19 protein-coding genes are annotated in these 26059 nt (G+C 72.3%); 10 read left to right on the top strand and 9 right to left on the bottom strand.

The window, feature by feature from the left end:
• Positions 1–67: 67 nt before the first annotated feature.
• Entirely contained in the window at positions 68–1849 is a 1782-nt protein-coding gene (locus ACWCQM_RS21345) for a 3-hydroxyacyl-CoA dehydrogenase family protein (protein ID WP_450916743.1), read from the bottom strand.
• Between the two features lie 349 nt (positions 1850–2198).
• On the opposite strand from ACWCQM_RS21345, the gene ACWCQM_RS21340 reads away from it, so the two are divergent.
• Positions 2199–2771, top strand: coding sequence for an adenylosuccinate lyase (locus tag ACWCQM_RS21340; RefSeq protein WP_450916742.1), 573 nt, complete (start codon positions 2199–2201; stop codon positions 2769–2771).
• Here ACWCQM_RS21340 and ACWCQM_RS21335 read toward each other — a convergent pair.
• The 4 genes from ACWCQM_RS21335 to ACWCQM_RS21320 form a co-directional block, all read right to left on the bottom strand.
• Entirely contained in the window at positions 2749–4779 is a 2031-nt protein-coding gene (locus ACWCQM_RS21335) for a hypothetical protein (protein WP_450916741.1), read from the bottom strand. The two genes, ACWCQM_RS21340 and ACWCQM_RS21335, sit on opposite strands and share 23 nt — an antisense overlap.
• Before the next feature lie 10 nt (positions 4780–4789).
• Positions 4790–5422: an N-acetyltransferase family protein gene (locus ACWCQM_RS21330; RefSeq protein WP_450916740.1), complete on the bottom strand. Its 633-nt coding sequence runs from the start codon at positions 5420–5422 to the stop codon at positions 4790–4792.
• Between the two features lie 59 nt (positions 5423–5481).
• Positions 5482–7065, bottom strand: a complete 1584-nt coding sequence (locus ACWCQM_RS21325; RefSeq protein WP_450916739.1) for an alpha/beta hydrolase — start codon at positions 7063–7065, stop codon at positions 5482–5484.
• A gap of 126 nt (positions 7066–7191) precedes the next feature.
• Positions 7192–8223, bottom strand: coding sequence for an Rv2578c family radical SAM protein (locus ACWCQM_RS21320; RefSeq protein ID WP_450916738.1), 1032 nt, complete (start codon positions 8221–8223; stop codon positions 7192–7194).
• A gap of 148 nt (positions 8224–8371) precedes the next feature.
• On the opposite strand from ACWCQM_RS21320, the gene ACWCQM_RS21315 reads away from it, so the two are divergent.
• Together ACWCQM_RS21315 and ACWCQM_RS21310 are read left to right on the top strand one after the other, a co-directional pair.
• On the top strand, positions 8372–8842 hold the full coding sequence (locus tag ACWCQM_RS21315; protein ID WP_450916737.1) for an SRPBCC family protein: 471 nt from the start codon (positions 8372–8374) through the stop codon (positions 8840–8842).
• Between the two features lie 200 nt (positions 8843–9042).
• The gene (locus tag ACWCQM_RS21310) at positions 9043–11490 is read left to right on the top strand and encodes an MFS transporter (RefSeq protein ID WP_450916736.1); all 2448 of its coding nucleotides are present in this window, start codon (positions 9043–9045) and stop codon (positions 11488–11490) included.
• A 50-nt stretch (positions 11491–11540) separates the two neighbouring features.
• Here the strand turns inward: ACWCQM_RS21310 and ACWCQM_RS21305 are convergent, their stop codons facing one another.
• From ACWCQM_RS21305 to ACWCQM_RS21295, 3 genes are read right to left on the bottom strand one after another with little or no spacing between them, the layout of a single operon-like run.
• Positions 11541–12617, bottom strand: coding sequence for an acyltransferase family protein (locus ACWCQM_RS21305; protein ID WP_450916735.1), 1077 nt, complete (start codon positions 12615–12617; stop codon positions 11541–11543).
• Complete coding sequence (locus ACWCQM_RS21300; RefSeq protein WP_450916734.1) at positions 12617–14854, bottom strand: bifunctional polysaccharide deacetylase/glycosyltransferase family 2 protein; 2238 nt, start codon at positions 14852–14854, stop codon at positions 12617–12619. Before ACWCQM_RS21300 ends, ACWCQM_RS21305 begins: the two co-directional genes overlap by 1 nt.
• Positions 14854–15294 (bottom strand): hypothetical protein, encoded by a 441-nt coding sequence (locus tag ACWCQM_RS21295; protein WP_450916733.1) that lies wholly within the window; start codon positions 15292–15294, stop codon positions 14854–14856. The genes ACWCQM_RS21300 and ACWCQM_RS21295 overlap by 1 nt, the downstream gene beginning before the upstream one ends.
• A 293-nt stretch (positions 15295–15587) precedes the next feature.
• Here ACWCQM_RS21295 and ACWCQM_RS21290 point away from each other — a divergent pair, with 293 nt between their 5' ends.
• Positions 15588–16607, top strand: a complete 1020-nt coding sequence (locus ACWCQM_RS21290; RefSeq protein ID WP_450916732.1) for a chitinase — start codon at positions 15588–15590, stop codon at positions 16605–16607.
• A 101-nt stretch (positions 16608–16708) separates the two neighbouring features.
• Here ACWCQM_RS21290 and ACWCQM_RS21285 read toward each other — a convergent pair whose 3' ends face one another.
• Entirely contained in the window at positions 16709–17611 is a 903-nt protein-coding gene (locus ACWCQM_RS21285) for a LysR family transcriptional regulator (RefSeq protein ID WP_450916731.1), read from the bottom strand.
• 125 nt (positions 17612–17736) lie between these two features.
• Here ACWCQM_RS21285 and ACWCQM_RS21280 point away from each other — a divergent pair, with 125 nt between their 5' ends.
• The 6 genes from ACWCQM_RS21280 (at position 17737) to ACWCQM_RS21255 (ending at position 26015) form a co-directional block, all read left to right on the top strand.
• Positions 17737–18738: an aldo/keto reductase gene (locus tag ACWCQM_RS21280; RefSeq protein ID WP_450916730.1), complete on the top strand. Its 1002-nt coding sequence runs from the start codon at positions 17737–17739 to the stop codon at positions 18736–18738.
• Positions 18739–18919: 181 nt separating this feature from the next.
• The gene (locus tag ACWCQM_RS21275) at positions 18920–19753 is read left to right on the top strand and encodes a M55 family metallopeptidase (protein ID WP_450916871.1); all 834 of its coding nucleotides are present in this window, start codon (positions 18920–18922) and stop codon (positions 19751–19753) included.
• A complete protein-coding gene (locus ACWCQM_RS21270; protein WP_450916729.1) occupies positions 19746–21089 on the top strand; it encodes a M20/M25/M40 family metallo-hydrolase in 1344 nt (447 codons plus the stop codon). The genes ACWCQM_RS21275 and ACWCQM_RS21270 overlap by 8 nt, the downstream gene beginning before the upstream one ends.
• 70 nt (positions 21090–21159) lie before the next feature.
• Positions 21160–23160, top strand: coding sequence for a S9 family peptidase (locus tag ACWCQM_RS21265; RefSeq protein ID WP_450916728.1), 2001 nt, complete (start codon positions 21160–21162; stop codon positions 23158–23160).
• Entirely contained in the window at positions 23157–24101 is a 945-nt protein-coding gene (locus ACWCQM_RS21260) for a S66 peptidase family protein (protein WP_450916727.1), read from the top strand. Before ACWCQM_RS21265 ends, ACWCQM_RS21260 begins: the two co-directional genes overlap by 4 nt.
• A gap of 138 nt (positions 24102–24239) precedes the next feature.
• On the top strand, positions 24240–26015 hold the full coding sequence (locus ACWCQM_RS21255; RefSeq protein ID WP_450916726.1) for a CocE/NonD family hydrolase: 1776 nt from the start codon (positions 24240–24242) through the stop codon (positions 26013–26015).
• The last annotated feature ends 44 nt before the right edge of the window (positions 26016–26059 follow it).

The raw sequence follows: 26059 nt of genomic DNA, 5'->3' as shown, positions 1-26059 counted from the left end.
AGGGGAGTGCGCCCGTGGGGGCGGGTCGCCCGAGGGCCTCAGCAACCCGCCCCATCCCGCGCCGGTATCAGCGGCGGGCATATTCGCGGAAGCCGCGCCCCGTCTTGCGGCCGAGGCAGCCGGCGGCCACCAGGTGTTCGAGCAGCGGCGCCGGGGCCAGGCCCGGGTCGCGGAACTCGCTGTGCAGAACCTTCTCGATGGCGAGCGAGACGTCCAGGCCGACCACGTCCAGGAGTTCGAACGGCCCCATGGGGTAGCCGCCGCCCAGCTTCATCGCCGCGTCGATGTCGTCGAGCGTCGCGTAGTGCTCCTCGACCATCTTGATCGCGTTGTTGAGGTAGGGGAAGAGCAGCGCGTTCACGATGAACCCGGCCCGGTCACCGCAGTCCACCGGGTGCTTGCGCACCTTCACGCAGACCTCGCGGACCGTGGCGTGCACATCGTCGGCGGTCAGCACCGTGCGGACCACCTCGACCAGCTTCATCGCGGGCGCCGGGTTGAAGAAGTGCATCCCGATGACGTCCTCGGGGCGCGAGGTCACCCGGGCGACCGCCACGACCGGCAGCGACGAGGTGGTGGTGGCGAGCACCGCACCCGGCTTGCAGACCTTGTCCAGCGTCTGGAAGAGCTGCCGCTTGATCTCCAGGTCCTCGGCGACCGCCTCGACCGCGAGATCGACGTCGGCGAAGGAGTCCAGCGAGCCCGCAGCGGTGATACGGGCGAGCGTCTCGTCCCGCGCCTCCTGTGTCAGCCGCCCCTTGGCGACGGAGCGCTCCAGGGACTTCGCGATCCGTCCCTTGGCCGTGTCCGCCTTCTCCTGGCTGCGCGCGGCGAGCACCACGGAGTACCCGGCCTTCGCGAAGACCTCGGCGATACCGGAGGCCATCGTGCCCGACCCGGCCACACCCACCGAGGAGACCTCGCGCCCGGCGACCGCGCCCGCGCTCTCCGGCGGGGTCAGCGCGTCCGGCACCACGTCCTGGCTGCCGGGGGCGGCGTAGGTGTAGAAACCGCGGCCCGCCTTGCGGCCGGTCAGCCCCGCCTCGCTGAGCTGGCCGAGCACCGGGGCCGGGGCGTGCAGCCGGTCGTGGGACTCGGCGTACATGGCCTCCAGGACCGTGCGGGCCGTGTCGATGCCGATCAGGTCGAGCAGCGCCAGCGGGCCCATCGGCAGACCGCAGCCCAGCTTCATCGCGGCGTCGATGTCCTCACGGGAGGCGTAGTTCGCCTCGTACATCGCGGCGGCCTGGTTGAGATAGCCGAACAGCAGGCCGTCCGCGACGAAGCCCGGGCGGTCGCCGACCGCGACCGGCTCCTTGCCGAGTTCACGGGCGAGCCGGGTGACGCTCTCCACGGCGGGCGGGGCCGTCAGCACGGAGGAGACCACCTCGACCAGCTTCATCGCCGGCGCCGGGTTGAAGAAGTGCAGACCCAGGACCCGCTCGGGGCGCTGGGACTCGGCGGCCAGCCGGGTCACGGACAGGGCGTTGGTGCCCGTAGCCAGGATCGTGGTGGGGGAGACCACCGCGTCGAGCTCCCGGAAGACCTGCTGCTTGATCTCGTACGTCTCCGGCACGACCTCGATGACCAGCTCCGCGTCCGCGGCTGCCTGGAGATCGGAGAACGTACGGAACCGGGCGAGGATGTCGCGCCGCTCCTGCTCCGTGATCCGCTCACGGCTCACGGCGCGGGCGGTGGAGGCCTCCAGGGAGGCGACGGCCTGGCGGGCGGCGGCCTCGCTGATGTCGATGCCGATGACCTCGCGGCCCGCACGGGTCAGGACCTCGGCGATGCCGGTTCCCATCGTGCCGAGGCCGACGACGGCAATGGTGGTGAGCGGGGTGTCCATCACGGGACTCCAGGGTGAGTGACGACTGTGAGGAGCACGGCGGCGCGGGGGGCCGGGAAAACGGCCGGCGCTCGGTGTGCGGGAAAGGCGTGTCGTGGTGCACGGTTCCGGCCGCCCAGGGCGCACCGGGGGGAAAGGTGACGGGCTCTGTCCCGGAGCCACGTCTCACAAACTGCCGAACCGACAAGCACTCCGGGTGGCTGCGTCACCAGGCCACCGGAGTCGACGGGGTGTGTGTCCCGCTCACCTGAGCTTAACCGGCGAGTAACGAGCGCGCCAGCCCTGGGGGCTTGTGCGCTGGCACACAGTTGGGCGACCACCGTGTGTGCGCGTCTATAAACTCACCGTCATGGATGAGGAGTTGCGCTCATTGATGGACCGGCTCGGGCACGAGGCCGGTGAGCCGGAGACCTTGCACCGGCTGCTCGCCACCGAGGACGACGAGGAGCTGGCCCGGGTCCTCGTGGAGCGCGAACGCCCCCTGTGGGCCCGGGAGATCGCGGCCTTCCGGCTCGGCTGCCGAGGCGACCGACGCGCCTTCGAGGCGCTGGTGCTCCTGCTCAACCACCGCGATCCCGAGCGCTGTGTGTCGGCCGCGCACGCCCTGCGGCTCCTCGGCGACCCCCGGACACCCCGCGCGGCGGCGGCGCTCGCCACGAACAGCCTGCGGACGGCCTACGCCCTGCACCCGGTACGCCTGCTGACCGCCCTGCGCGCCCCCGAGTCGGTGCCCGCCCTGGTCAGCACCCTGCACCGGCTGCTGAGCCCGGACGAGCCGCACTGGCGCGTCGCGCTCGCCTGTGTGGAGGGCCTGGGAACCCTGGCGGACGACAGGGCCCGCCCGGTCCTGGAGGCCGCGCTGCCGCATCCCCGGCTGGGCGCGGCGGCGGAGGAGGCGCTCAGCCGGCTGCCGGCGGGGTGAGGGGTGCCCGCACCCGGGATGCGAGTCCCTCCACGTCGCACGCCTCCAGCAGTTCCTCGACCGCGGCGCGGATGGATTCGTCCTCCAGGAAGCCCCGCCAGCCGCCGCTGCTGCCGAGTCGCTGGTCACGGGCCGGCACCTCGTGCAGGAGCCGGGCGGCGGGCCGGGCGGCGGGGCCGATCCGGGCCAGGTGGCGTACGGCAGGGAGCATGACCGGCAGGGAGGCGCCCTCGGCCAGCCCTCGCACGGCGTTCGTCAGCGCCGGGACGGCGGTCTCGGTGTCACCGGTCACCGCCCACAGGGCGTGCGCCGCTTCGACACGGGGCCAGGCCCCGGTGCCCGCGGCCATCATCCGCAGCGGGTCCGCGTAACGTGCGGCGTGCGCGCCCAGGTCGGCGAGTATGCGCAGGGCGGGGCGGGGGAAGCCGTCCGCGGTGAGGGTCCGGTCCAGCGCTTCGAGAACCGGGCCGGGTTCGCCACCGACCTTCCAGCAGGCCCAGGCCGCGAGTTCCGCGTGCGCGTCGCCGGGCCGCGAACGGGCCGACAGGAGTTCCCGTGCCGCCCCGCCCGGGGTTCCGATCCCGGCCAGTGCCGTCGCCGCCGCTGTCCAGGCCCGGTCGTCCTCCAGCAGGCCGAGCAGGTGCGGAACCGCCGGCTCTGCCGCAGGGCCCCAGTCCGCGAGCACGTCGCAGTACGAACGGAGTACGTGGAGCTCTGCGGCGGCGTCGAGCCTGCCGAGGACCATCGGGAGGAGCAGCCCGGCGTGGTCCGGGAGGTGGCCGACGACCTCATGGAGCGCGGGGAGGACCGGGTAATGCCAGTCGGCGGACCGGGGGTAGTGGGCGGAGTTCGACGCGAAACCGGACCGTGGCCGGGCTCCCGCTTCGATCAGCCCCGGCACGCAGCGGGGGTCGTTCATCCGGGCCAGCGCCCACACGGCGGCCTCGGCGACGGTCTCCCCCCGACGTGTGTCCCGGACCCCGGCGTCGCCGAGCAGCGCGGCGACCTCATCGGCGTACGGCGCTGCCACCGGCCCCAGGCAGGCCAGCAGTTCGGCCGCCCGGAAGCGGACCTCGGCGGCGGGATCGTCCAGCCGGGCGGCCAGGCGCGGAAGAAGCGCGGTGGCCGGTGAGCGCCACCCGGCCAGCAGCCCGCCCGCCCGGGCCAGCCCGCCGATGCGCTGTTCGACGTCGGGGTGGTCGTCCAGCAGGCCGAGGGCGAACGCGGGGGAGGGGCCGGTGAGCAGGGCGGCCGTCCAGTGGTGCACACCCTGGACACCGGACTCCACCGTGCTGGTGTGCTGCCACAGCTCGACGCCCGGGTCGCGTACAGCTTCCAGCAGGAGGCCGATCCGCTGTGCCGGAAGGCCGGGGTCGGCAGGGGCGATCGCGTGCACCGCCGCCAGCCGTGTCTGCGCCTCGGGGGCGTCGAGCAGCTCGCGGAGCAGCGCACCGGCCGCGGCGCCGTGTTCGCCCGACGGCTCCCGCAGAGCCGCGGCTCCGAGTGCGAGGACCAGGTCGAGACGTGTCGCCGCGTCCTCCTCCACCTCCCAGCGGCGGAGCAGCGCGGGCAGTGTGAGCTCACCGGGACTCGGGCAGGAACCGATCACGTCGGCCGCGTCCCGCCGCACCGCCGGGTCCGCTGCGTCCAGCAGGGCGAGTACCTCCGGCAGCGCGCGCTCCCACGCCGTCGGCCAGCCGGGATCCAGCCACTGCTCGGCGACCTGCCCGGCCTCCGAGACCAGTCTCGACACGATGCCGAGCAACGTGCGACGGCTCGGCACATCCGGCGCCGCGGCCAGGCGCACCAAATACGGCAGCGCGGCCGTGGCGGCGGAGCAGATCCAGCCGCCCTGATGGAAGAGGTTGTTGAGCAGGTCGTCGGCCGCCCGCTCCGCGTCCTGCGGATCCGGGCCCGCGCACCGGCGCAGCAGGCCGGGCACGTCCTCCGCGGATCCGTAGTTGTGCCGCAGCGCGGCCCAGTCGACCGTGTCCCATTCCCCCCACATGCGGGTGACCTTACGCGGGGCGGGCGGCGGTCGCCGCCGCCGGACCCGTGAACGTGCCGTGTGCCGAAGGCGAACCGCTCGGGCGACGCGTCGGGCCGCGCACGTATCTGACCTCCGGGACCGTCGCGCCGCCCGCCTCGAAGGTCTCCTCCGCGCCGTCCGGGCGGAAGCCGGCGTGCTCGTAGAAGCGGCGGGCCCGGGCGTTGTCCTTGAGCACCCACAGCGTGATGCTCCCGAAACCGTCCGCCAGGGCTCGCGCCGTCACCTCCGCCAGGAGCGCGCGCCCGGTGCCCGTGCCGGTGCGGGCCGGGTGGACGTAGAGCGCGTACAGCTCGGCGGTGCCGGGGCCGGTGTCCTCGTCCCGGCAGGGGCCGTAGCACGCCCAGCCCGTCACCGGGGCGTCCGGCGGCCCGGCGACGAGGTCGACCCCGCCCCCCTCCGCCGTGAGGTGCGCACGCCGGCGCTCGGCGTCCTCGGCGATGTCCATCGCGTCCAGATACGCCTGCGGGATCATCCCGGCGTACGCCGTCTGCCAGCCGCGCACCCGGATCTCCGCCACGGCGGCGCAGTCGTCGAACGTCATGGCGCGTACACGCACGCCGGGGGCGTACGCGGGATCGGGATGCGTGGTCACGCGGCCCATCCTCGCCTACGCCCCCGGCGTGGGGTCCGGTATTTCCCGGCCGGCCACCAAGCCGCGCATCAGCCCCGGAAGCCCAGCAGCCCGTGCAGCGTGCTTCCCTTCGTGTTCGCGCCCGCCTTCGTGGCCGGGGCGGGCTTCGGCTCCGGCAGGGCGTCGCAGACCGCGTCCGCGCCGCCGCCCTCGCCGCGCGGGAGGGTGCCGTCGGTGAGGTAGTCCGCCAGATACGCGTCCAGGCACGCGTTGCCGCTCAGCGTGATGCCGTGGTTGCCGCCGCCCTGCTCGACGACCAGGGAGGAGCCCTTGAGCCTGCGGTTCATCGTCACGCCGCCCTCGTACGGGGTGGCCGCGTCGTCCGTCGCCTGGAAGAGCAGCGCGGGCGGGATCGCGCCGTTGCCGACCCGCACCGGCTCCAGTGGCTCCACCGGCCAGGTGGCGCACGGAGCGTTGTACCAGGTGTTGTTCCAGGACATGAAGGGCGCCTTGCGGTGCGCCTGCCAGGTGTCGTTGCGCCAGCTGTTCCAGGTCCGGGGCCAGCCGGCGTCGCGGCACTGCACGGCCGTGTAGACGGAGTAGCCGTTGTCACCGCTCTTGTCGACCGCGGCGAAGTCCTCGTACGCCGTGGCGAGGGCGTCCTCGTCCCCGTCCTTCACGTACGCGGCGAACGTCTCCGCGAGGCGCGGCCAGTAGCCGTTGTAGTAACCGCCCGGCATGAAGACGTCCTCCAGCTCGGACGGTCCGACCCTGCCGCCGGCGGGGTGCTGCTTCACGGCGTCCCGCATCCGGTACCACGCCGCTTCGACCTCCGCCGGGTCGCCGCCGAGCCCGTACGTGGCGTCGTTCTTCGCCACCCAGGCGGCGAAGGCCTTGTGGCGGGCGTCGAACGCGAGGTCCTGGCCGAGGTTGTCCTCGTACCAGACGCCGTCCGGGTCGACGATCGAGTCCAGCACCAGGCGGCGCACGCGCTCGGGGAACAGCTTGGCGTAGACCGCGCCCAGATAGGTGCCGTACGAGTAGCCGAAGTAGTTGAGCTGCCGCGCGCCGAGCGCCTCGCGGATGACGTCGAGATCCTTCGCGGCACTGGCGGTGTCCATGTACGGCAGCAGCTCGCCGTGCTTCTCACCGCAGGCGGCGGCGAAGGAGGCGGCCCTGTTCCGTGCGGTCTTCTCCGCGTCGTAGGTGTCAGGGACGGAGTCGGGCCGCACCGGCGTGAAGTACTTCGGTACGCAGTCCAGGGCCGGAGTGCTCTTCCCGACCCCGCGCGGGTCGAACCCGATCACGTCGTACTGGGCGGCGGCCTTCGCGGGGAGCGAGGCGGCCACGAAGCCCGCCATCGAGAGTCCGCTGCCGCCGGGGCCGCCGGGGTTGACCAGCAGCGGGCCCTGCGAGGTCTTGCCCGTGTGCGGGATGCGGGAGAGGGCGAGGGTGATCTGCCTGCCCGACGGGTTGTCATGGTCCAGCGGAGCGCGGACCTTCGAGCACTGCAGGGCCGGATAGGACTTCGTGCCGCAGCCGGTCCACTTGAGCGGGGCGGCGACGCGCGGGGCGCCCGCCCCCGGTCCGGTGGACGCGGTGGACGGCGCGGCGGTCACCAGGCCCGCGACCGTGGCGCCGACGGCGACCAGGATTCCTGCACGTTTCGTCATATGGTCTCCCGTGGTGGGGAACACGGCTGTGGATGGCACAGCCCCCGCGGGATGCTCCCCGGAACCGGGCACGGAAGGACACGTTCCGCCGAGAGTTGACCCGTTCGAATGGCAGGACCGGTGCGGTCAGAGCAGGCTCAGCTGGGTGGGGCCCTCGGTGAGCGGCTCCGGAGCCCGGGGCGGGACGCGGCGGGCGCCGCCCCGGTCGGCCGGGCCGATGCCGAACTCGGCCGCCAGCTCGTGCACCCGGCGGGTGATGCCGCGCTGGTACCAGGTGGGCGCGTAGGCCCCGTCCGCGTACATCTCCTCGTACCGGCGCACCAGGTGCGGGTGGTGGTGTGCCAGCCACCGCATGAACCACTCGCGGGCGCCCGGCCGCAGATGCAGGACGAGCGGCGTCACCGAGGTCGCTCCGGCGGCGGCGATGGCGCGGACCGTGGCGCGCAGCTGGTCGGGGTGGTCGCCGAGGAAGGGGATGACCGGCGCCATCAGGACCCCGCAGCCGATCCCGCTGTCCGCCAGGGCGCGCACCACGTCCAGGCGGCGCTCGGGGGACGGGGTGCCCGGCTCGACCGTCCGCCAGAGCTCCCGGTCGGTGAATCCGACCGAGACGGACACGCCGACCTCGGTGACCTCCGCGGCCTGCCGCAGCAGATCCAGGTCCCGCAGGATCAGGGTGCCCTTCGTGAGGATGGAGAAGGGGTTGGCGTGATCGCGGAGGGCCGAGATGATGCCGGGCATCAGCCGGTAGCGGCCTTCGGCGCGCTGGTAGCAGTCCACGTTCGTGCCCATCGCGATGTGCTGGCCGTGCCACTGCCGGGAGGCCAGGTGGCGGCTCAGCAGCTCGGCGGCGTTGACCTTCACGACGATCTGCGAGTCGAAGCCGAGGCCGGTGTCCAGGTCCAGATAGCTGTGGGTCTTGCGCGCGAAGCAGTAGACGCAGGCGTGCGAACAGCCGCGGTACGGATTCACCGTCCATTCGAACGGCATGCGGGAGGCCCCCGGCACCCGGTTCACGATCGAGCGTGCCCGGATCTCGTGGAAGGTGATCCCCCTGAATTCAGGGGTGTCGAACGTGCGCGTGGTGACCGCGTCCGCGGCGAAGAGCGCGCCGTTGCCCGCCTTTGCGGTGTTCTCTGCCAGATTGTCCCAGCGCATGGACGCCTCCTTGGTAGCACTCCGCAGAGAATAGAACATGTGTTCCCTTGATCGTGCGCGGCGGAACGCGGGCCCCGATTTTGAGGGGCCGTACCCGAGGTGGTTGGCTCAGCAGCACCCCGAACAACCGAGTGCTGGAGGAACAGGCATGGCGCAGGTCGAGGCCACGACAGAGCGGATCATCGCGGCGGACGCAGATACGGTGTTCGATGCGCTGGCCGACTACAAGGAGATCCGGGGCAAGGTGCTGACCGGGCACTTCAGCGAGTACGAGGTGCGCGAGGGCGGCGACGGTGAGGGCACCCTCGTCCACTGGAAGCTCCAGGCCACCAGCAAGCGGGTCCGCGACTGCCTGCTCGACGTGACCGAGCCTGGGGGCACCTCCCATGCCGGAGGCTATGGGGGAGGTCAGCTGGTCGAGAAGGACCGCAACTCCACGATGGTCACCACCTGGACCGTCACTCCGGCCGGTGAGGGCAAGTCCAAGGCCGTCGTCTCGACCGTCTGGAACGGCGCCGGCGGCATCGGAGGCTTCTTCGAGAAGACCTTCGCGCCCAAGGGACTCGGCCGGATCTACGACGAACTCCTCCAGAACCTCGCCGCCGAGGTCGAGAAGTAGGCCTGCTCCTCCCGCTGTTGGCGTCACGGCCGGCCTCACCGGAACGAGTGGTTTTCCGGGGTGGCCGGTTGTGCGCCGTAGTGCCTCCCACCGGCGCATAAGCCCTCAACGTGCGCCGTGCGCGCGCCCGGTCGCGTTTGCCCCGCCTTGCCGCCTGATGCGAGAAATGGGCGGCGCAGCTGCGACGAGGGGAGCGTCACATGGGTGGGATCACTCTGGTGAAGGACGAGCCGGGAGGCACCGAGTACGGACCGCCCGCGACCGGGCCGGAACCGGCTCCGCCCCCGCCGCCCTCCGGTGCCGGTGACGCCGCGACGCCCGACGCGATCAGCCCCCGCCGGATCCGGCTGGTTTTCCTCGGGCTCATGCTCACCCTGCTGCTCGCGGCGCTCGACCAGATGATCGTCGCCACCGCCCTGCCGAAGATCGTCGGCGAGCTGCACGGCCTGGACAAGATGTCCTGGGCGGTCACCGCCTATCTGCTCGCCTCCACGATCGGACTGCCGCTCTACGGCAAGCTCGGCGACCTCTTCGGCCGCAAGGGCGTCTTTCAGTTCGCGATCATCGTCTTCGTCATCGGCTCGGCCCTCGCCGGCTGGTCGCGCACCATGGACGAACTCATCGCCTTCCGGGCCGTCCAGGGCATCGGCGGCGGCGGACTCATGATCGGCGTCCAGGCGATCATCGCCGACATCGTCCCGGCCAGGGAGCGCGGGCGCTACATGGGCCTCATCGGCGCGGTCTTCGGCCTCGCGTCGGTCGCCGGCCCCCTCCTCGGCGGATTCTTCACCGACCACGCCTCCTGGCGCTGGTGCTTCTACATCAACGTGCCGTTCGGCATCGTCACCCTCGCCGTCATCGCGCTCGTACTGAAACTGCCCAAGCCCGCGGTCCGCCCCCGCCTCGACGTGCTGGGCGCCCTACTGCTCGCCGTCGCCTCGACCTGCCTGGTGCTGCTCACCAGCTGGGGCGGTACGGAGTACGCCTGGGGCTCGCGGACCATCCTGGGACTGGCCGCCGGTGCCGCCGGAACGACCCTGCTCTTCCTCGTCGTCGAGCACCGGGCCGCCGAACCCGTCATCCCGCTGCGGCTGTTCCGCGACTCGGTCTTCAACGTCACCTCGCTGGTGGGCGCGGTCGTCGGGGTCGCGCTCTTCGGGGCCGCCAGCTATCTGCCGACCTATCTCCAGATGGTCGAGGGCGTGTCCGCCACCGAGTCGGGGCTGCTGATGCTGCCCATGATGGGCGGCATCGTCATCGCCTCCGTCGTCTCCGGGCAGCTGGTCTCGCGCACCGGCCGCTACCGTGTCTATCCGATCGTCGGCGGGGCCGTCTCCGTCGTCGGCATGTGGCTGCTCTCCCTCCTGGACACCGACACCTCGGCGCTGGAGTACGGCGTCTGGCAGGCCGTCCTGGGCATCGGGATCGGTCTCGTCATGTCGATCCTGGTGCTGGCCGTCCAGAACTCCGTACGCGCATCCGACCTCGGCACCGCCACCAGTGCCCACAACTACTTCCGGCAGATCGGCGGAAGCGTCGGCGCCGCGATCTTCGGCACCCTCTTCGCCGGTCGGCTGAGCGACGCGCTCGGGGTGCGGCTCCCGTCGGGCGCCGAACTCCCCGACGCCGAATCGATCACTCCGCAGCTGGTCCACTCCATGGAACCCGCGCTACGGGACGCGTACATCCAGGCGTACGCCGACGCGATGCCGCGGATCTTCCTCTACCTGGTGCCGGTGCTCCTGCTCGGCCTGTTCCTCGCCTTCTTCCTCAAGGAGAAACCGCTGGTGTCCCACCACACCCCGCAGACGGCGGCCGAGCCGGCCGTGACGCAGTCCACGATCCCCATCGCCAGGACCGAACCGGCTCCGCCCCGGCCGGGCACGCTTTCCGGGGTACCGGTGCGCGGAGGCGTCCAGCACCCCGACGGCACGACGGTGGGCCGCGCGGCCCTCACGCTCATCGACGTCCAGGGGCAGCAGGTCGGACGGAGTGCCAGCGGAGACGACGGGCGGTACGCGCTGAGCGCGCCGGGCGCGGGTTCCTATGTGCTGATCGCGGCGGCGGGCGGGCACCAGCCGCAGGCCGTCAGCGTCACGGTGGGCGAGCGGCCGGTCGAGCTCGACGTGGTGCTGGGCGGGGCCGGGCGGCTCGCGGGCGCGGTCCTCACGCCCGACGGCGCCCCCGTCCGCGACGCGGCCGTCACACTCACCGACGTACGGGGCGAGGTCGTCGCGAGCACCCGCACCGGGCGCGAGGGCGCCTATGTCATCAGCGAACTGGTGGCGGGGGAGTACACCCTGGCGGCCAGCGCCCCCGCCTTCCGGCCCGCCGCCCTTCCGGTGAGCGTGCAGGCGGCCAGGGAGACCCGGCAGGACATCGAGCTGGCGGGCGGCGCGGTGCTGCGAGGGATCGTGCGCGCCCCCGGCGGACGGGCCGTCGAGGACGCCAGGGTCACCCTGCTGGACGCGGCGGGCAACGTGGTCGACACCCTGCGGACCGGACCCGACGGAGCGTTCCGGTTCGTGGACCTGTCGACCGGTGAGTACACGGTGATCGCCGCCGGCTATCCGCCGGTCGCCACCGTGCTCCAGCTCCCTGGCGGCGGGCGGACCGAGCGGGACCTCCAGCTCGGGCACGAGGACTGAGCGTCCCCGCCCGTGCGGCGGGTGTGCGGAAGGCCGCACACCCGCCGTCCTCACGGCAGCAGCCGGGGTCTCCGCCGTGCCGCGACGTCCTCGACCCAGCCGAAGCACACCACGGCGGCGGCGATCAGCACCCACGCGACGCCGAACTGCCACCACGGGCTGTCCAGCGGCAGACGGCGCTCCATCACCGGTACCTCCCACATCAGGTCGATCAGCGGCACGGCGGCCATCAGCGCCACCTCGTGCCACAGATAGACCGTCACCGCGCGGGCGTTGAACACCGTGACCACCCGGTCGGCCACCCGGTGGCGGGCCAGCCCGTCGAAGCGTGGCCTGAAGCGCAGCAGGAGCAGCACGAAGCCCGCCGACCAGAGCGCCTGGGCGAGCGGGATGTCGTCCAGGTCGACCGTGCCGTCCACCGGATGTCCCAGCGCCCACCAGGCGCCCACCGCCATCAGCGGCGCCGCGGCGGCGAGGGTTCCCGCACCGCGCAGCCGGCCGAGCACCCCGTCGCGGTGCGCGAAGCCCAGCAGCCAGCAGAACAGGAACACCGACCCGTCGCTGACCGTGCTGCCCAGCCGCCCGTCCGGCACGCCGGTCACCGTCTCCAGCACCACGACGGGCACGAGCGAGAGCGCGAGCACCGGCAGTGGCGCGAGCCGGAAGAGACGCAGCAGCAGCGGTGAGAGCAGCACGAACCACAGGTACGCGCGCAGGTACCAGAGCACCGCCCAGGCCTGCTCGCCCCACGCGTTGCCCGGCGGATCACCGATCGGCAGCACCCAGTACAGGACGTCGGGCCCCGGCACCCAGCCGTGCAGCAGCATCGCGGCGCCGAGCAGCAGACCGAAGAGCCACACCGGGACCAGCAGTCTCCGGAGTCGGCCGCGCAGCACCCCCGGGGCCGGCCTCTCCAGCGAGCGCGCCATGAGCGAGCCGGCGAGCGCGAACATCACGCCCATGGACGGGAAGACGAACCCCAGCCAGGGCCACTCGAAGGTGTGGTAGGTCACCACCCGGACGAGCGCGACGGCCCGCAGCACATCGAAGGACCGGTCCCGGCCGGTTCCCGCGGGGGCGGCCGTGGGGGACGGCGCGAGTGCCGTCCTGCGGTGCGCACCCCCCACTACGAGGCCCCCGCGCCGGGCGTGCCCACTTCGCCGGTGCGCTTCAGCTTCTGCCAGCGCAGCCTGCCTCCGGTCGCGGCGGTGACACAGGAGTGGATCAGCACGAGATACATCAACTGCCGGTAGGCGAGCTGCTGGAGGGGCAGCATCAGCAGATACCTGTACTTCTCCCGGTCGAGCCGGAAGGCGTACGCCGCACAGAACAGCTGCACGCCAAGGACCGCCAGCCACGCGAGCAGCGAGGCACGGAAGTCCACGAAGATCATCGCGTAGACCGTGAAGACGTCGATGAGCGGTGCGAAGACCGGTGTGACGATCTGGAAGAGGACGACCAGCGGCATCCCGACCCGGCCGAAGCGCCCGGAGGGCCCCCGGTCGGTGACCGACCTGCGGTGCTTCCACAGCGCCTGCATGGTGCCGTAGCTCCACCGGTAGCGCTGACGCCACAACTGCCCCAGCGACGCCGGTGCCTCGGTCCAGGCGCGGGCGTGCTCGGCGTACACGACCCGCCAGCCGGCGCGGTGCAGGGCGATGGTGATGTCGGTGTCCTCGGCCAGCGTGTCCTCGCTCATCCCGCCGACCTCCAGGACCGCCCGGCGGCGGAAGGCGCCGATGGCCCCGGGGATGGTGGGCATGCAGCCGAGCAGGTCGTACATCCTGCGGTCCAGGTTGAAGCCCATCACGTACTCGATGTGCTGCCAGGCGCCGATCACCGTGGACCGGTTGCCCACCTTGGCGTTGCCCGCGACGGCACCGATCCTCGGGTCGGCGAACGGCTGCACGAGCTGACGCACGGTGTCGGGTTCGAAGACGGTGTCCCCGTCCATCATCACGACGATGTCGTAACGCGCTTGCCGTACACCGTTGTTGAGGGCGGCCGACTTGCCCGCGTTCTCCTGCCGGATCACCCGGACATTGGGCAGCCCCAGCGCCTCGGCTATCTCAGCCGTGCCGTCGGTCGAGCCGTCGTCGACGACCACGATCTCGATCGGATGGGTGCTGGCGGCAAGGGAGTTGAGCGTACTGGCGATGCACTCCTTCTCGTTGTACGCCGGCACGATCACACTCACGGGACCGGTCACCTCCGGACCCCAGGTGAACCTGCGTCTGTTGCGCTGCCGGTAGTGACGCCGGGCGAGCAGGAGCATCATGCCGAAGCGCCCGAGCACGGCCACCCCGACGACGGCCAGCACGGCCGCCAGGCCGGGCACCGTCCACTCCGCGACGGCGACCGCGGCGAGCAGGGCGCGGCCCTCCCACCTGGAGGCGGCGTCCGCCTGGCGGTGGGCGGCCTGTTCGGCGTTGCCCTGCGAGCCGCCCGCTCCGGCGGGGCCGCCCGCCGGCGCGTTGCCCGCCTCCTGCGCGGTGGAGGCGCTCTCCTGCTGCGCGCCGCTTACGGTGGTGAAGGTGTAGCCCTTCGCCTTCATCTTCTTGATGTACTTCGGCAGCGCGGCCAGCGTCTCCGAGCGGTCGCCGCCCGCGTCGTGGAAGAGCACCGAGGCGCCCTCGCCGTCCTCGGGCGTGGCCCACTTGACGATCTTGTCGACGCCCGGCTGCTGCCAGTCCTCGCTGTCGGTGTCGATGAACACGCTGGTGTAGCCCATCGCTCCCAGGCGCTCGTAGACGGGCCAGCTGTAGTCGTCGATCGCGTCGGTCTTCGAGGAGTAGGGAGCGCGGAACAACGTCGTCGTGATGCCCGCCGCGCCCGCCAGGGCCAGCTGTGTCTGGGCGATCTCCCGCTTGACCCGCGCCTCGCTCTGGTAGGAGAGGTCGACATGGGTGAAGGTGTGGACCCCCACCTCGTTGCCCTCGTCGACCATCCTGCGTACGACGTCCGGATAGCGCGAGATCATCGATCCGACCAGGAAGAAGGTGCCCGGGACGTCGTTCTCGTCGAGGATGTCCAGGACCTGGTCGCTCCACTCGGGGTCCGGACCGTCGTCGAAGGTCAGCACGATCGTCTTGTCCGGGACCGACTGGGTGCGCGCGGTGCCGCCGGGGAAGCTGAGCAGCGGCCCGCCCTCCAGGACGTCACCGGGCACCGAGTCCGCGGAGGCGTTCGAGCGCACCCGCTGGTCGTTGCCGACCTCGGCGCGCAGATAGCCGTCCAGCAGCATCACGCTGATGAGCGCCAGCAACAGCAGCAGGGCCATGATCACGCGGGGTTTCGGGACGGCCTGGCGTCCGACGCGGCCGATCACGCCGGGCGTGGCGTGCCGGCGGCGGGAAGCGGCCATCAGCTCGCCCCGCCGGATGCCGTCGCCTCCGCGGAGGGCGTCGCCGCGCCGGACGCGGGCGGCGTCGGCATCCCGCTCGGCGCGCCACCGGGGGGAGCTGTGCCACCCGGCGGCATGCCGTACCCGGGCTGCATCCGGCCGCCGGGGCCGGCCTCAGCGGCCGGGCCGCCGTCGAAGGGGAGCAGCTGGGACGGGGTCAGGGAGATGCCGCCCATGAAGGCGAGCCCCAGCACGGCGGCGTAACCGACGCAGACGAGGCCCAGCAGCATGCCCGCGCGGCGCAGCAGTCTGGCCCGGCGCCCGGAGCTGTCCACGAACACGGGACCCTTCTGGGGTCCTGCTGCCGCGCGGCGCCGCTCCGCCGAGCGGGCCGGGCCGGCATGTGCCCGGCGTCGGCCGCGCGGCGCCGGGTCTTTCTCGATGACGGGGTCGGATTGCATGTGCGCATGGTCGCGAAGCTTGATGTGCGAAGTCTGGAGCTTTCCTGGCCGAGGGCTGTGAAACGGCCGCGAACCTGTAGGACCGCTGAGAGTACGCCCGGGTCCCTGAGCCCCGGTCGCACTGCTCGAACCCTCTCCAGCAGGGGAGTTGACCTGACACGGCGGCCACTTCCCGGTCCTTTCCATGAGTTGGCTGTGTCTTCGGAAGGGCTCCCGGTGTGAGAGGTTCGAGGCGTCCCGGCAGCACCGGCTGCCGTTCCGGGCGACCCACCGAGAGCAGGTGCACATACGTCATGCAAAGGCGCACACGGATTTCCTCGGCCCTCGCCGGGCTGATCGCGCTCGGCCTCGCCTGCTCGGCCTGCTCCACGGGCGGCGTCGCCGATCAGACGAACCAGGCGTACGGCTCCGCGCCGCCCCCGCCGACCGGGTCGGCGACGCGGACCGCCTACACCCCCTACGTCAGCGCCACGACCGCGGCCGACACCGACGGCGCGGGGTCGCCCGACACGTACAACCTGGCCTTCGTCACCTCGGACGCCTCGGGCTGCACCCCGCTCTGGGGCGGCACCGCCGCGTCCGGCAGCGACGCGGTCGCCGCCCGGGCCGAGGCGCTCACGGACACCGGGGCCGACCTCCGCGTCTCCTTCGGCGGGGCCGCGGGCACCGAGGCGGCGCTCGTCTGCGACAGCGCGGAGGAACTGGCCGACGCCTACGGCGAGGTGCTCGACGCGGTCGGGGCCACCAAGGCCGACTTCGACATCGAGGGCGACGCGCTCACCGACACCGCGTCCGTCACCCGCCGCAACGAGGCGCTGGCCCTCCTCCAGAAGGAGCGCGACCTCGACGTCACCTACACCCTGCCGGTCATGCCCGACGGGCTGGAGGACAGCGGGACCGCCGTCCTGGAGGACGCCGTGGACCAGGGTGTCGACATCTCGGCGGTCAACATCATGGCGATGAACTACAGCACGTCCGACACCGGCGACATGGGCGACTACGCGGAGACGGCAGCCGGGGCCTCCCACGACCAGCTCGTGGACGTGCTCGGCCTTGCCGACGACGAGGCCTGGCAGGCGCTGCACATCACCGTGATGATCGGGGTCAACGACGTCGCGGGGGAGACGTTCACCCTTGACGACGCGGCGTCCCTGCGGACGTTCGCCACCCGGCAGGGCGTCGGCGCGCTCTCCCTGTGGGCGTCCTTCCGCGACCAGGAGTGCGGCGCGGACGAGGACACCACGAAGGCCTCGGACACGTGCAGCGGAGTCGACCAGGAGGCGGGGGCGTTCGCCGAGGCGCTGAGCGGCTGAGGGGCTGACCGGACCGGGCCGCCGACGGCTACCGACCTTCCTCGCCGCAGCGGCCGATGCCGCGGCACCTCCGCGCCCGCGCGCCTCCGTGCCCCGTGCCTTCAGCGCTCCCAGCGCAGCGGGTTCTCCCGGACCAGCGTCATCAGTGCCTTCGCCCCCGGGCTCATGGCCCGGGCCGGAGGGAGCACCACGACGCTCTCGTACACCGGCAGATGCGCGCCTTCGAGCTCCACGGTCACCAGCCCCCGCGCCTCCGGCTTACGGGCGAAGTGGTGCGGCACCACCGCGATGCCGAGCCCCTCGTGGACCAGCTCCAGCAGGCTGTGCACGTCGCTGACCTCCAGCGCCACCGTGCGGCGTGCCCCCGCCGCCGCGCACGCCTCGTCCGCCGCCCGCCTCGGCCCCCAGTCCGGGTGGAAGTCGATGAACGACTCGCCCTGGAGCCCGCCCCACGCCACCGGCTTCCCCTCCACGGCCAGCCGGTGGCCGGGCTCGCACAGGACGACCATCGGCTCCCGTGCCAGCGGCACGAGTTCGCCCCGCCACTCCGGCGGGCTGACCGTGGCGGCGAACGCCAGGTCGAGCCGGCCGCCCGCCACCCCCTCCAGCAGACTGGACGTGCCCTCCTGCCGGAGCCGGATCTCCATGTGCGGATGCTCCCGGTGGAAGGCCGCGAGCAGCCGCGCCGGGCTGACCCCGGCCACGCACTGCTCCACCCCCAGCGTCAGCGTCCCGCGCAGCAGTCCCCGTACGGCGTCGACCGCGTCCCGCGCCGCCCTGGCCCCCGCCAGCGTGCGCTCCGCCTCGACCAGCAGGGCCTGGCCCGCCTCGGTGAGCCGGACCGTGCGCGTCGTGCGGCTGAACAGCGGTGTCCTGAGCTCGTGCTCCAGGGCCCGGACGGACGCGGACAGCCCGGACTGCGAGACGGCCAGACGTTCGGCCGCGCGGGTGAAGTGCTGCTCCTCGGCGACCGCGACGAAGTGCTCCAGCTGACGCAATTCCATGATTGAGCAATCTAAGCGATGAATCCGAGCGGAATCTCCTGTTGGACCGCTGGATCGATCTCCGCCAGTCTGGGGAACGCGCACCGGATCCGGCGCGCAGGCCCGTGTCCCCGTGGAGTGCCCGTATGTATCTTCCGTCCGCCGACCGCTACACCGCCATGCCCTACCGGCGCACCGGGCGCAGCGGTCTGCTGCTCCCCGCGCTGTCCCTCGGCCTCTGGCACAACTTCGGAGGCGACCGGACCCCCGAGAGCCAGGGCGAGATCCTGCGCCGGGCCTTCGACCTGGGCATCACCCACTTCGACCTCGCCAACAACTACGGCCCGCCCCCCGGCTCCGCCGAGATCGCCATGGGCCGCGCCCTGAAGACGGACTTCGCCGGTCTCCGGGACGAGATCGTCATCTCCACCAAGGCGGGCTACCACATGTGGGAGGGCCCGTACGGCGAGTGGGGCTCCCGCAAGAGCCTGCGCTCCTCGCTCGACCAGAGCCTCACCCGGCTCGGCCTCGACTACGTCGACATCTTCTACTCGCACCGCTTCGACCCGGACACCCCGCTCGAAGAGACGATGGGCGCGCTCGATACCGCCGTGCGCCAGGGCAAGGCCCTCTACGCCGGGGTCTCCAACTACTCAGCCGAGCAGACCCGTGAGGCCGCCCGCATTCTGAACGAGCTGGGCACCCCGCTCCTCATCCACCAGCCGCGCTACTCCATGCTGGACCGCTGGGTCGAGGACGGGCTGCTGGACGCCCTCGACGAGCTCGGTACCGGCTCCATCGCCTACTCCCCGCTGGAGCAGGGCATCCTCTCCGACCGCTACCTCCGCGGCATCCCGGAGGGCTCGCGTGCGGCGGGCACCAGCCCGTTCCTGTCGGCCGAGGCGGTCACCCCGGACCTGGTATCCCGGCTGGGCGAGCTGAACGAACTGGCGCGGGAGCGCGGACAGTCCCTGGCACAGATGGCGCTCGCCTGGGTGCTGCGCGGCGGCCGGGTCACCTCCGCCGTCGTCGGCGCGAGCAGCGTCGCACAGCTGGAGAACAGCGTCGCGGCCATCGGGAACCTGGAGTTCGGCGCGGACGAGCTCGCCCGGATCGACGAGCTGGTCAAGGGCACCGCCCGCCCCTGACCGCGGCCCCGCTCCGGAAGCCGTCCGCCGCACGGCGGACGGCTTCACCGGACTGGACCAGTGACAGATCACGAAGGCTCTGGCCCGGCACTGTCCCGGCGCGTACCGTGAGGCGGCACGAAGATCCTCTTCCCGCGCGGCGGGCGGGGGACCGTACCGACCAGTGACAGGACCGCGCACCGTGAAGATCCTCGTCAGCGCCGACATGGAGGGCGCCACCGGAGTGACCTGGCCGGCCGATGTGCTGCCCGGGACCCCGCAGTGGGAGCGGTGCCGTTCGCTGTTCACCTCCGACGTGAACGCCGCCGCGCTCGGTTTCTACGACGGCGGCGCCGACGAGGTGCTCGTCAACGAGGCCCACTGGAGCATGCGCAACCTGCTCCTGGAGCGGCTCGACGAGCGCGTCCAGATGCTCACCGGCAAGCACAAGTCCCTCTCCATGGTCGAGGGCATCCAGCACGGCGACGTCGACGCCGTCGCCTTCGTCGGCTATCACACCGGCGCGGGCACGGAGGGCGTGCTCGCCCACACCTATCTGGCCAACTCCATCACCGGCGTCTGGCTGAACGGCGTCCGCGCCAGCGAGGGCCTGCTCAACGCCCACGTCGCGGCGGAGTACGGGGTCCCCGTCATCCTCGTCACCGGCGACGACCTGACCTGCGTGGACGCCGCCGGCTACGCCCCCCGCGCCCGTACGGTGGCGGTGAAGGACTACGTCTCGCGCTACGCCGCCGTGTGCCGCACCCCGGCCCGTACCGCCGCCGACATCCGGAAGGCGGCCGCCGAGGCGACCTCGCTCGCCGGGCGCCACGCACCGGTGACGGGCGGCTCCCACACCGTGGAGCTGGAGTTCGACGCCGAGCATCTGGCGGCGTCCGCGACCGTGGTTCCCGGCGTGGCGCCGAGCGGTGAACGGCGTGTCGCCTACACCAGCGGGACGATGTACGAAGGTATCCGCACGTTCAAGGCGGTGACGACGATCGTGTCGGCCGCCGTGGAGGAGCAGTATGGCTGAGGCGGGCAACCCGACCGGTCCGGTCGACGCGACGGCGCTCGCGGAGTCCGTGACGTTCACCTCCGAGCTGATCCGGATCGACACCACCAACCGGGGCGACGGCAGCTGCCGGGAGCGCCCCGCCGCCGAGTACGTCGCCGAGCGGCTGGCCGGCGCCGGGCTGGAGCCCGCCCTCCTGGAACGCACACCGGGGCGGACGAACGTCGTCGCCCGCATCCGGGGCACCGACCCGTCCGCCGACGCCCTCCTCGTCCACGGGCATCTGGACGTGGTGCCCGCCGAGGCCGCCGACTGGACCGTGCACCCCTTCTCCGGAGAGGTGCGCGACGGAGTCGTGTGGGGCCGCGGCGCCATCGACATGAAGAACATGGACGCGATGGTGCTCGCCGTCGTCCGGGCCTGGGCGCGCGCCGGCGTACGCCCGCGCCGTGACATCGTCGTCGCCTACACGGCCGACGAGGAGGCGAGCGCGCACGACGGCGCGGGTTTCCTCGCGGACAAGCACCCCGAGCTCTTCGAGGGCTGCACCGAGGGCATCAGCGAGTCCGGCGCCTTCACCTTCCACGCGGGACCCGGCATGCCGCTCTATCCCATCGCCGCCGGCGAGCGGGGCACCGGCTGGCTGAAGCTGACCGCCGAGGGCAAGGCGGGCCACGGCTCCAAGGTCAACAAGGCCAACGCCGTCAGCGCCCTGGCCGCGGCGGTCGCCAGGATCGGCGCGTACGAATGGCCGGTGCGGCTGACCCCGACCGTGCGCGCCGCCCTCATCGAGATCGCCGCCCTCCACCACATCCGGATCGATCCCGACGCCCCCGGTTTCGACGTGGACGAACTCCTCGGCAAGCTCGGACCCGCCGCCGCGCTGGTCGAGCCGACCGTCCGCAACAGCAGCAACCCGACGATGCTGGAAGCCGGTTACAAGGTCAACGTGATCCCGGGCCGCGCCACAGCCCAGATCGACGGACGCATGGTGCCCGGCGGCGAGGACGAGTTCCGCACGACGATGGACCGGCTGACCGGCCCCGGGATCGACTGGGAGTTCCTGCACCGCGAGGTTCCGCTCCAGGCTCCGGTCGACTCCCCGACGTACGCGAAGATGCGGGCGGCCATCGAGCTGTTCGACCCGGACGCCCGTGTCGTCCCCTACTGCATGTCGGGCGGCACGGACGCCAAACAGTTCTCCCGGCTCGGCATCACCGGCTACGGCTACTCCCCGCTGAAGCTGCCCGTGGGCTTCGACTACCAGGCGCTGTTCCACGGTGTCGACGAACGCGTCCCGGTCGACGCTTTGCACTTCGGCGTCCGGGTCCTGGACCACTTCCTGCGCACCGCCTGAGAAGAACCACCCGCCACGGCCCACGCACCGCACCCGGCCGACCGTAGAGAGCGAAGAGGGGGAACCGACCATGGTGTCCACAGCGGCGTACGGCACATGGCCTTCACCGATCGACGCGGCGCTCGCCGCCGCGCACGACGGCCGGCCGGAGTTCGTCGGCACCGTCGGCGACGAGGTGTGGTGGACGGAACCACGCCCGGCCGAGGGAGGCCGCCGCGCCCTCGTACGCCGCAGGGCCGACGGCACCACCCGGTCCGTGCTCCCCGAACCGTGGAACCCCCGCAGCCGTGTCATGGAGTACGGCGGGGTGCCGTGGGCGGGCGTGGCGCGCGAGGAGGGCGGCCCGCTCGTCGTCTTCGTCCACTTCCCCGACCAGCGGCTGTACGCCTACGCGCCGGACGGGCCCGACGAGCCGTGGCCGCTGACCCCCCTGTCGGACATCGGCGGCGGACTGCGCTGGGTGGAACCGCAATTGCGTCTCGAACGCCGCGAAGTGTGGTGTGTGCTGGAGGAGTTCACGGGCGAATCGCCCACCGATGTGCGACGCGTGATCGCCGCCGTCCCGCTCGACGGATCGGCCGCCGCAGACCGGAGCGCCGTACGCGAACTCAGCGACGACCGGCACCGGTTCGTCACCGGGCCCAAGCTGTCCCACGACGGTTCCAGGGCCGCCTGGATCGCCTGGGACCATCCGCGGATGCCGTGGGACGGCACCGTCGCGATGATGGCCGAGGTCACCGGGGAGGGGACCTTCACCGGGGCCAGGCCCCTGGTCGGCGACATCGACGAATCGGTCGTCCAGGTGGAGTGGGACCGGGACGGCACGCTCCTCTTCGTGTCGGACGTCGGCGGCTGGTGGGAGCTCCAGCGGCTGCGCCCCGACGCCGTCGCGGGAGCGGTCGTGCCCAGCAGCCGACTCTGCGCCGGGCGGAGCGAGGAGTTCGGCGGGCCGCTGTGGAAGATCGGCCTGCGCTGGTTCCACCTCCTGGACAACGGGCTGATCGCCGTCATCCACGGCCGGGGCACCACGAGGCTCGGCGTGCTCGACCCGGAGACCGGCGAACTCGTCGACGCCGCCGGCCCCTGGACCGCCTGGGCCGAGACCCTCGCCGTGCAGGACACCAGGGTCGTCGGCATCGCCGCGAGCCCCAGCACGTCGTACGAGGTGGTGGAGCTGGACACCGCAACGGGGCACGCCCGGACCATCGGCGTACCCCACGAGGACGTGGTCGATCCCGCGTACTGCTCCCAGCCGCGTGTGCGGACCTTCACCGGCCCCGAGGGGCGCGAGATCCACGCCCATGTGCACCCGCCGCGCCACCCCGACCGCACCGGACCCGACGGCGAACTTCCCCCGTACGTGATCTGGGCGCACGGCGGCCCCACCGGGCGCGCCCCGCTCGTACTCGACCTGGAGATCGCCTACTTCACCTCCCGGGGCATCGGGGTCGCCGAGGTGAACTACGGCGGCTCCACCGGCTACGGCCGCGCCTACCGGGAACGGCTCCGCGAGCAGTGGGGCGTTGTCGACGTCGAGGACTGCGCGGCCGTCGCCCTGGCACTGGCCGACGAGGGCACGGCGGACCGCGCCCGGCTGGCGATCCGGGGCGGCAGCGCCGGGGGCTGGACCACCGCGGCCTCGCTCACCCGGACCGACGTCTACGCCTGCGGGGCGATCAGCTATCCGATCCTCGACCTGGAGGGCTGGGCGACAGGCGAGACGCACGACTTCGAATCGCAGTACCTCGAATCGCTCGTGGGCCCGTACGCCGAGGTGCCCGAGCGCTACCGGGAGCGCTCGCCCGTCCACCACACGGCCTCGCTCACCGCGCCCTTCCTGCTGCTCCAGGGGCTCGACGACCCGATCTGCCCGCCCGTACAGTGCGAGCGCTTCCTGGCAGCCGTCGAGGGCCGCGGGGTGCCGCACGCCTACCTCGCCTTCGAGGGGGAGGGGCACGGCTTCCGCAGAGCCGGGACCGTGCGGCGCGCACTGGAGGCGGAACTCTCGCTCTACGCCCAGACGTTCGGCTTCGACCGCCCCGATGTTCCCGGACTGGAGCTGAAGCGGTGACCCTGGAACCCCTCGCCCGCGCGGCCCGGCTGCGTCCGGGCTCCAGGGTCGTGGTGGTCGCCCCCAGCGGCCCCGTGCCTCCCGACCGCATGGAACGCGGCCTCGAACTGCTGCGCGGCTGGGGCCTCGACGCGGTGGCGGCACCCCATGCCCTGGGCACCCACCCCGAGCTGGACCATCTCGCCGCTACGGACGAGCACCGCGCCCAGGACCTCCAGGAGGCGTGGTGCGACCCGTCCGTGGACGCCGTCCTGTGCGCCAGGGGAGGATACGGCGCCCACCGCATGGTGGACCTCCTGGACTGGTCCGCGCTCAGGGCGGCCGGGCCCAAGGTGTTCGTCGGATACAGCGACATCACCGTGCTGCACGAGGCGTTCGCCCTGCGGGCCGGGTTCTCGACCCTCCACGGCCCGATGACCGCCACCGAGGTCTTCCTGGAGGACGAGGCGACCCGGCACGCCCTGCGCTCCACCCTGTTCGAACCCGAGTCGGTGCTGAACCTCGGCCTGGGCACGGCCGCCGCGCTGGTTCCCGGCACCGCCCGGGGGGTCACGTACGGCGGCTGTCTGAGCCTGCTCGCCGCCGACGCGGGCACCCCCGGGGCCAGGACCTCGGCCCGGGGCGGGCTGCTGGTGATCGAGGATGTCGGGGAGGACCCGTACCGCCTCGACGGATACCTGACCAGGCTGCTGCGCATCGGCGCCCTGGACGGCATATCCGGGGTGGTGTGCGGCTCCTGGGAGGGCTGCGGGCCGTACGGGAAGGTGCGGGCCGTGCTCGCCGACCTGCTCGGCGGACTCGGGGTCCCGGTGGCCGAGGAGCTGGGCTTCGGCCACGGACCCACGGCGCTGACCGTCCCGCTCGGTGTGCCGGCGGTGCTGAACGCCCCGGCGGACGGCGGCCGTTGCACCCTCACCGTCCACGTGCCCGCGCTCCTCTGAACGGACGGACCCGGACAGAGGTCCGAATCCCCGGGGAAACCCGCCTCCCGTGCGTTGACACCGCTATGACCTGTGTCACACCATGGGCCGGGCCCGGTACTTACCGGTCGGTAATGTGTCCTCGGTGTGGAGGCCCATGTGTCGCGTGCTGTGTCCAGGTTCCGTCGTCCACTCACCTCGCTCGCGGGGGCGGCGCTTCTCGCCCCGCTCGCTCTGACGGGCGCGCCACCGGCGTCGGCCGCGGACCGGTACACCGTCACCGCACTGGAGTTCACCGTGCGGGCGGGCGACCGGACCTGCACCGTGGACGCCGACCTCTACCGGCCGGACGGCGTGGACGCCCGGCACCCCGCCCCCGCCGTCCTCGCCACCAACGGCTTCGGTGGCAGCAAGTCCGACGGCTCGACGGACGCCATCGGCAAGGCGTTCGCGGAGCGCGGCTACGTCTCCCTCGTCTACTCCGGCCTGGGCTTCGGCAAGTCCGGCTGCCTCATCACCCTCGACGACCCCGCGATCGACGGCAGGGCGGCATCCGGGCTCGTCGACTTCCTCGGCGGCACCCGCGCCGCCGACGACGGCACCAAGGCCGACTTCGTCACCGCCGACGCCCCGGGCGACCCGGTGGTGGGCATGATCGGCGGCTCGTACGGAGGGGCCATACAGCTGGCCACCGCGTCCGCCGACCACCGCGTCGACGCGCTCGTGCCGCTGATCACCTGGAACGACCTGGCCTACTCCCTCGCCCCCAACGCCACCGGAGCTGCCCTGGGTGTCTCCTCCGGCACGGCCGGTGTCTTCAAGTGGCAGTGGACCAACGGCTTCTACCTGATGGGCGAGGGGCAGCCCCTGCTGGTCCCGAGCCTGGACCCGTCCCGCTTCGGCAGCCTCACCTGTCTGCACTTCGCCGCCGACGCCTGCGACATAATCCGCCTCCTGAACTCCGGGAGCTACCCGGCCGCCGCGACCGCGAAGATGCTGGCCTACGCGCGGAGCGTCTCGCCGGCCTCCTATCTGTCCGGCGTCACCGCGCCCACCCTGCTCGTCCAGGGCCAGGCCGACAGCCTGTTCAACCTCAACGAGGCCACCGCCACCTACCGGACGCTCAAGGCGCAGGGCACCACGGCCAAGATGATCTGGCAGTCCTGGGGCCACAGCGGCGGCCAGGTGGCGGGCGAACTCGACCTGGGCACGGGCAATCTGGAGACCAGTTACGTCGGACAGCGCATCCTCGCCTGGTTCGACCGCTACCTCCACCACGAGGAGGACACCGCCACCGGGCCCGAGTTCGCCTACTACCGTGACTACGCGAGCGGGTACGGCACCGCGGCGGCCGTGCCCGCCCTCTCACGCACGATGTACCTCTCCGGCGACGGCGCCCTGGTGGACAGCCGCTCCGAGGTCACCCGGGGCAGCCGCCAGTACACCAACTGGCTTCTGCCCAGCAGCCACTCCGAGAGCTCCCTCGCCGGACTCATCGGGCTGCCCGACCCGGCACCGTACGACATCAAGGGCACCCACCTCGGCTGGACCAGTGCCCCGCTGACCGCGCCGCTGGACGTCGTCGGCGCGCCGAGGGCCACCCTGAGGGTCGTCTCGCCGAAGGCGGAGCGGGTCCAGAACAGCGGGGACGCGGCCGACAAGCTCGTCCTGTTCACCAAGGTCTACGACGTGGCGCCCGACGGCACCCAGAAGCTGGTGAACCGACTGGTGGCGCCCGTGCGCGTCCCCGACGTCACGCGCCCCTTCACCGTGGAGCTGCCGGGCATCGTCCACCGGTACGAGAAGGGGCACAAGCTGCGCTTCGTGATCGCGGCGAGCGACAGCGCGTACTTCGGCAACCGGGGCATCAAACCGGTCACCGTGGTCAGCGCCCCGCAGGACACCGGGGTCCTGGAACTGCCCGTGGCCGGCTGACGTCACCCGGACGGCCCTGCTCCACAGCACCCCGGACCCGGGAC

This window comes from Streptomyces sp. NPDC002125 (assembly GCF_053593715.1).
Note: the sequence above shows the minus strand (reverse complement) of the source record. Positions and strands in the feature narration are given on the sequence as shown.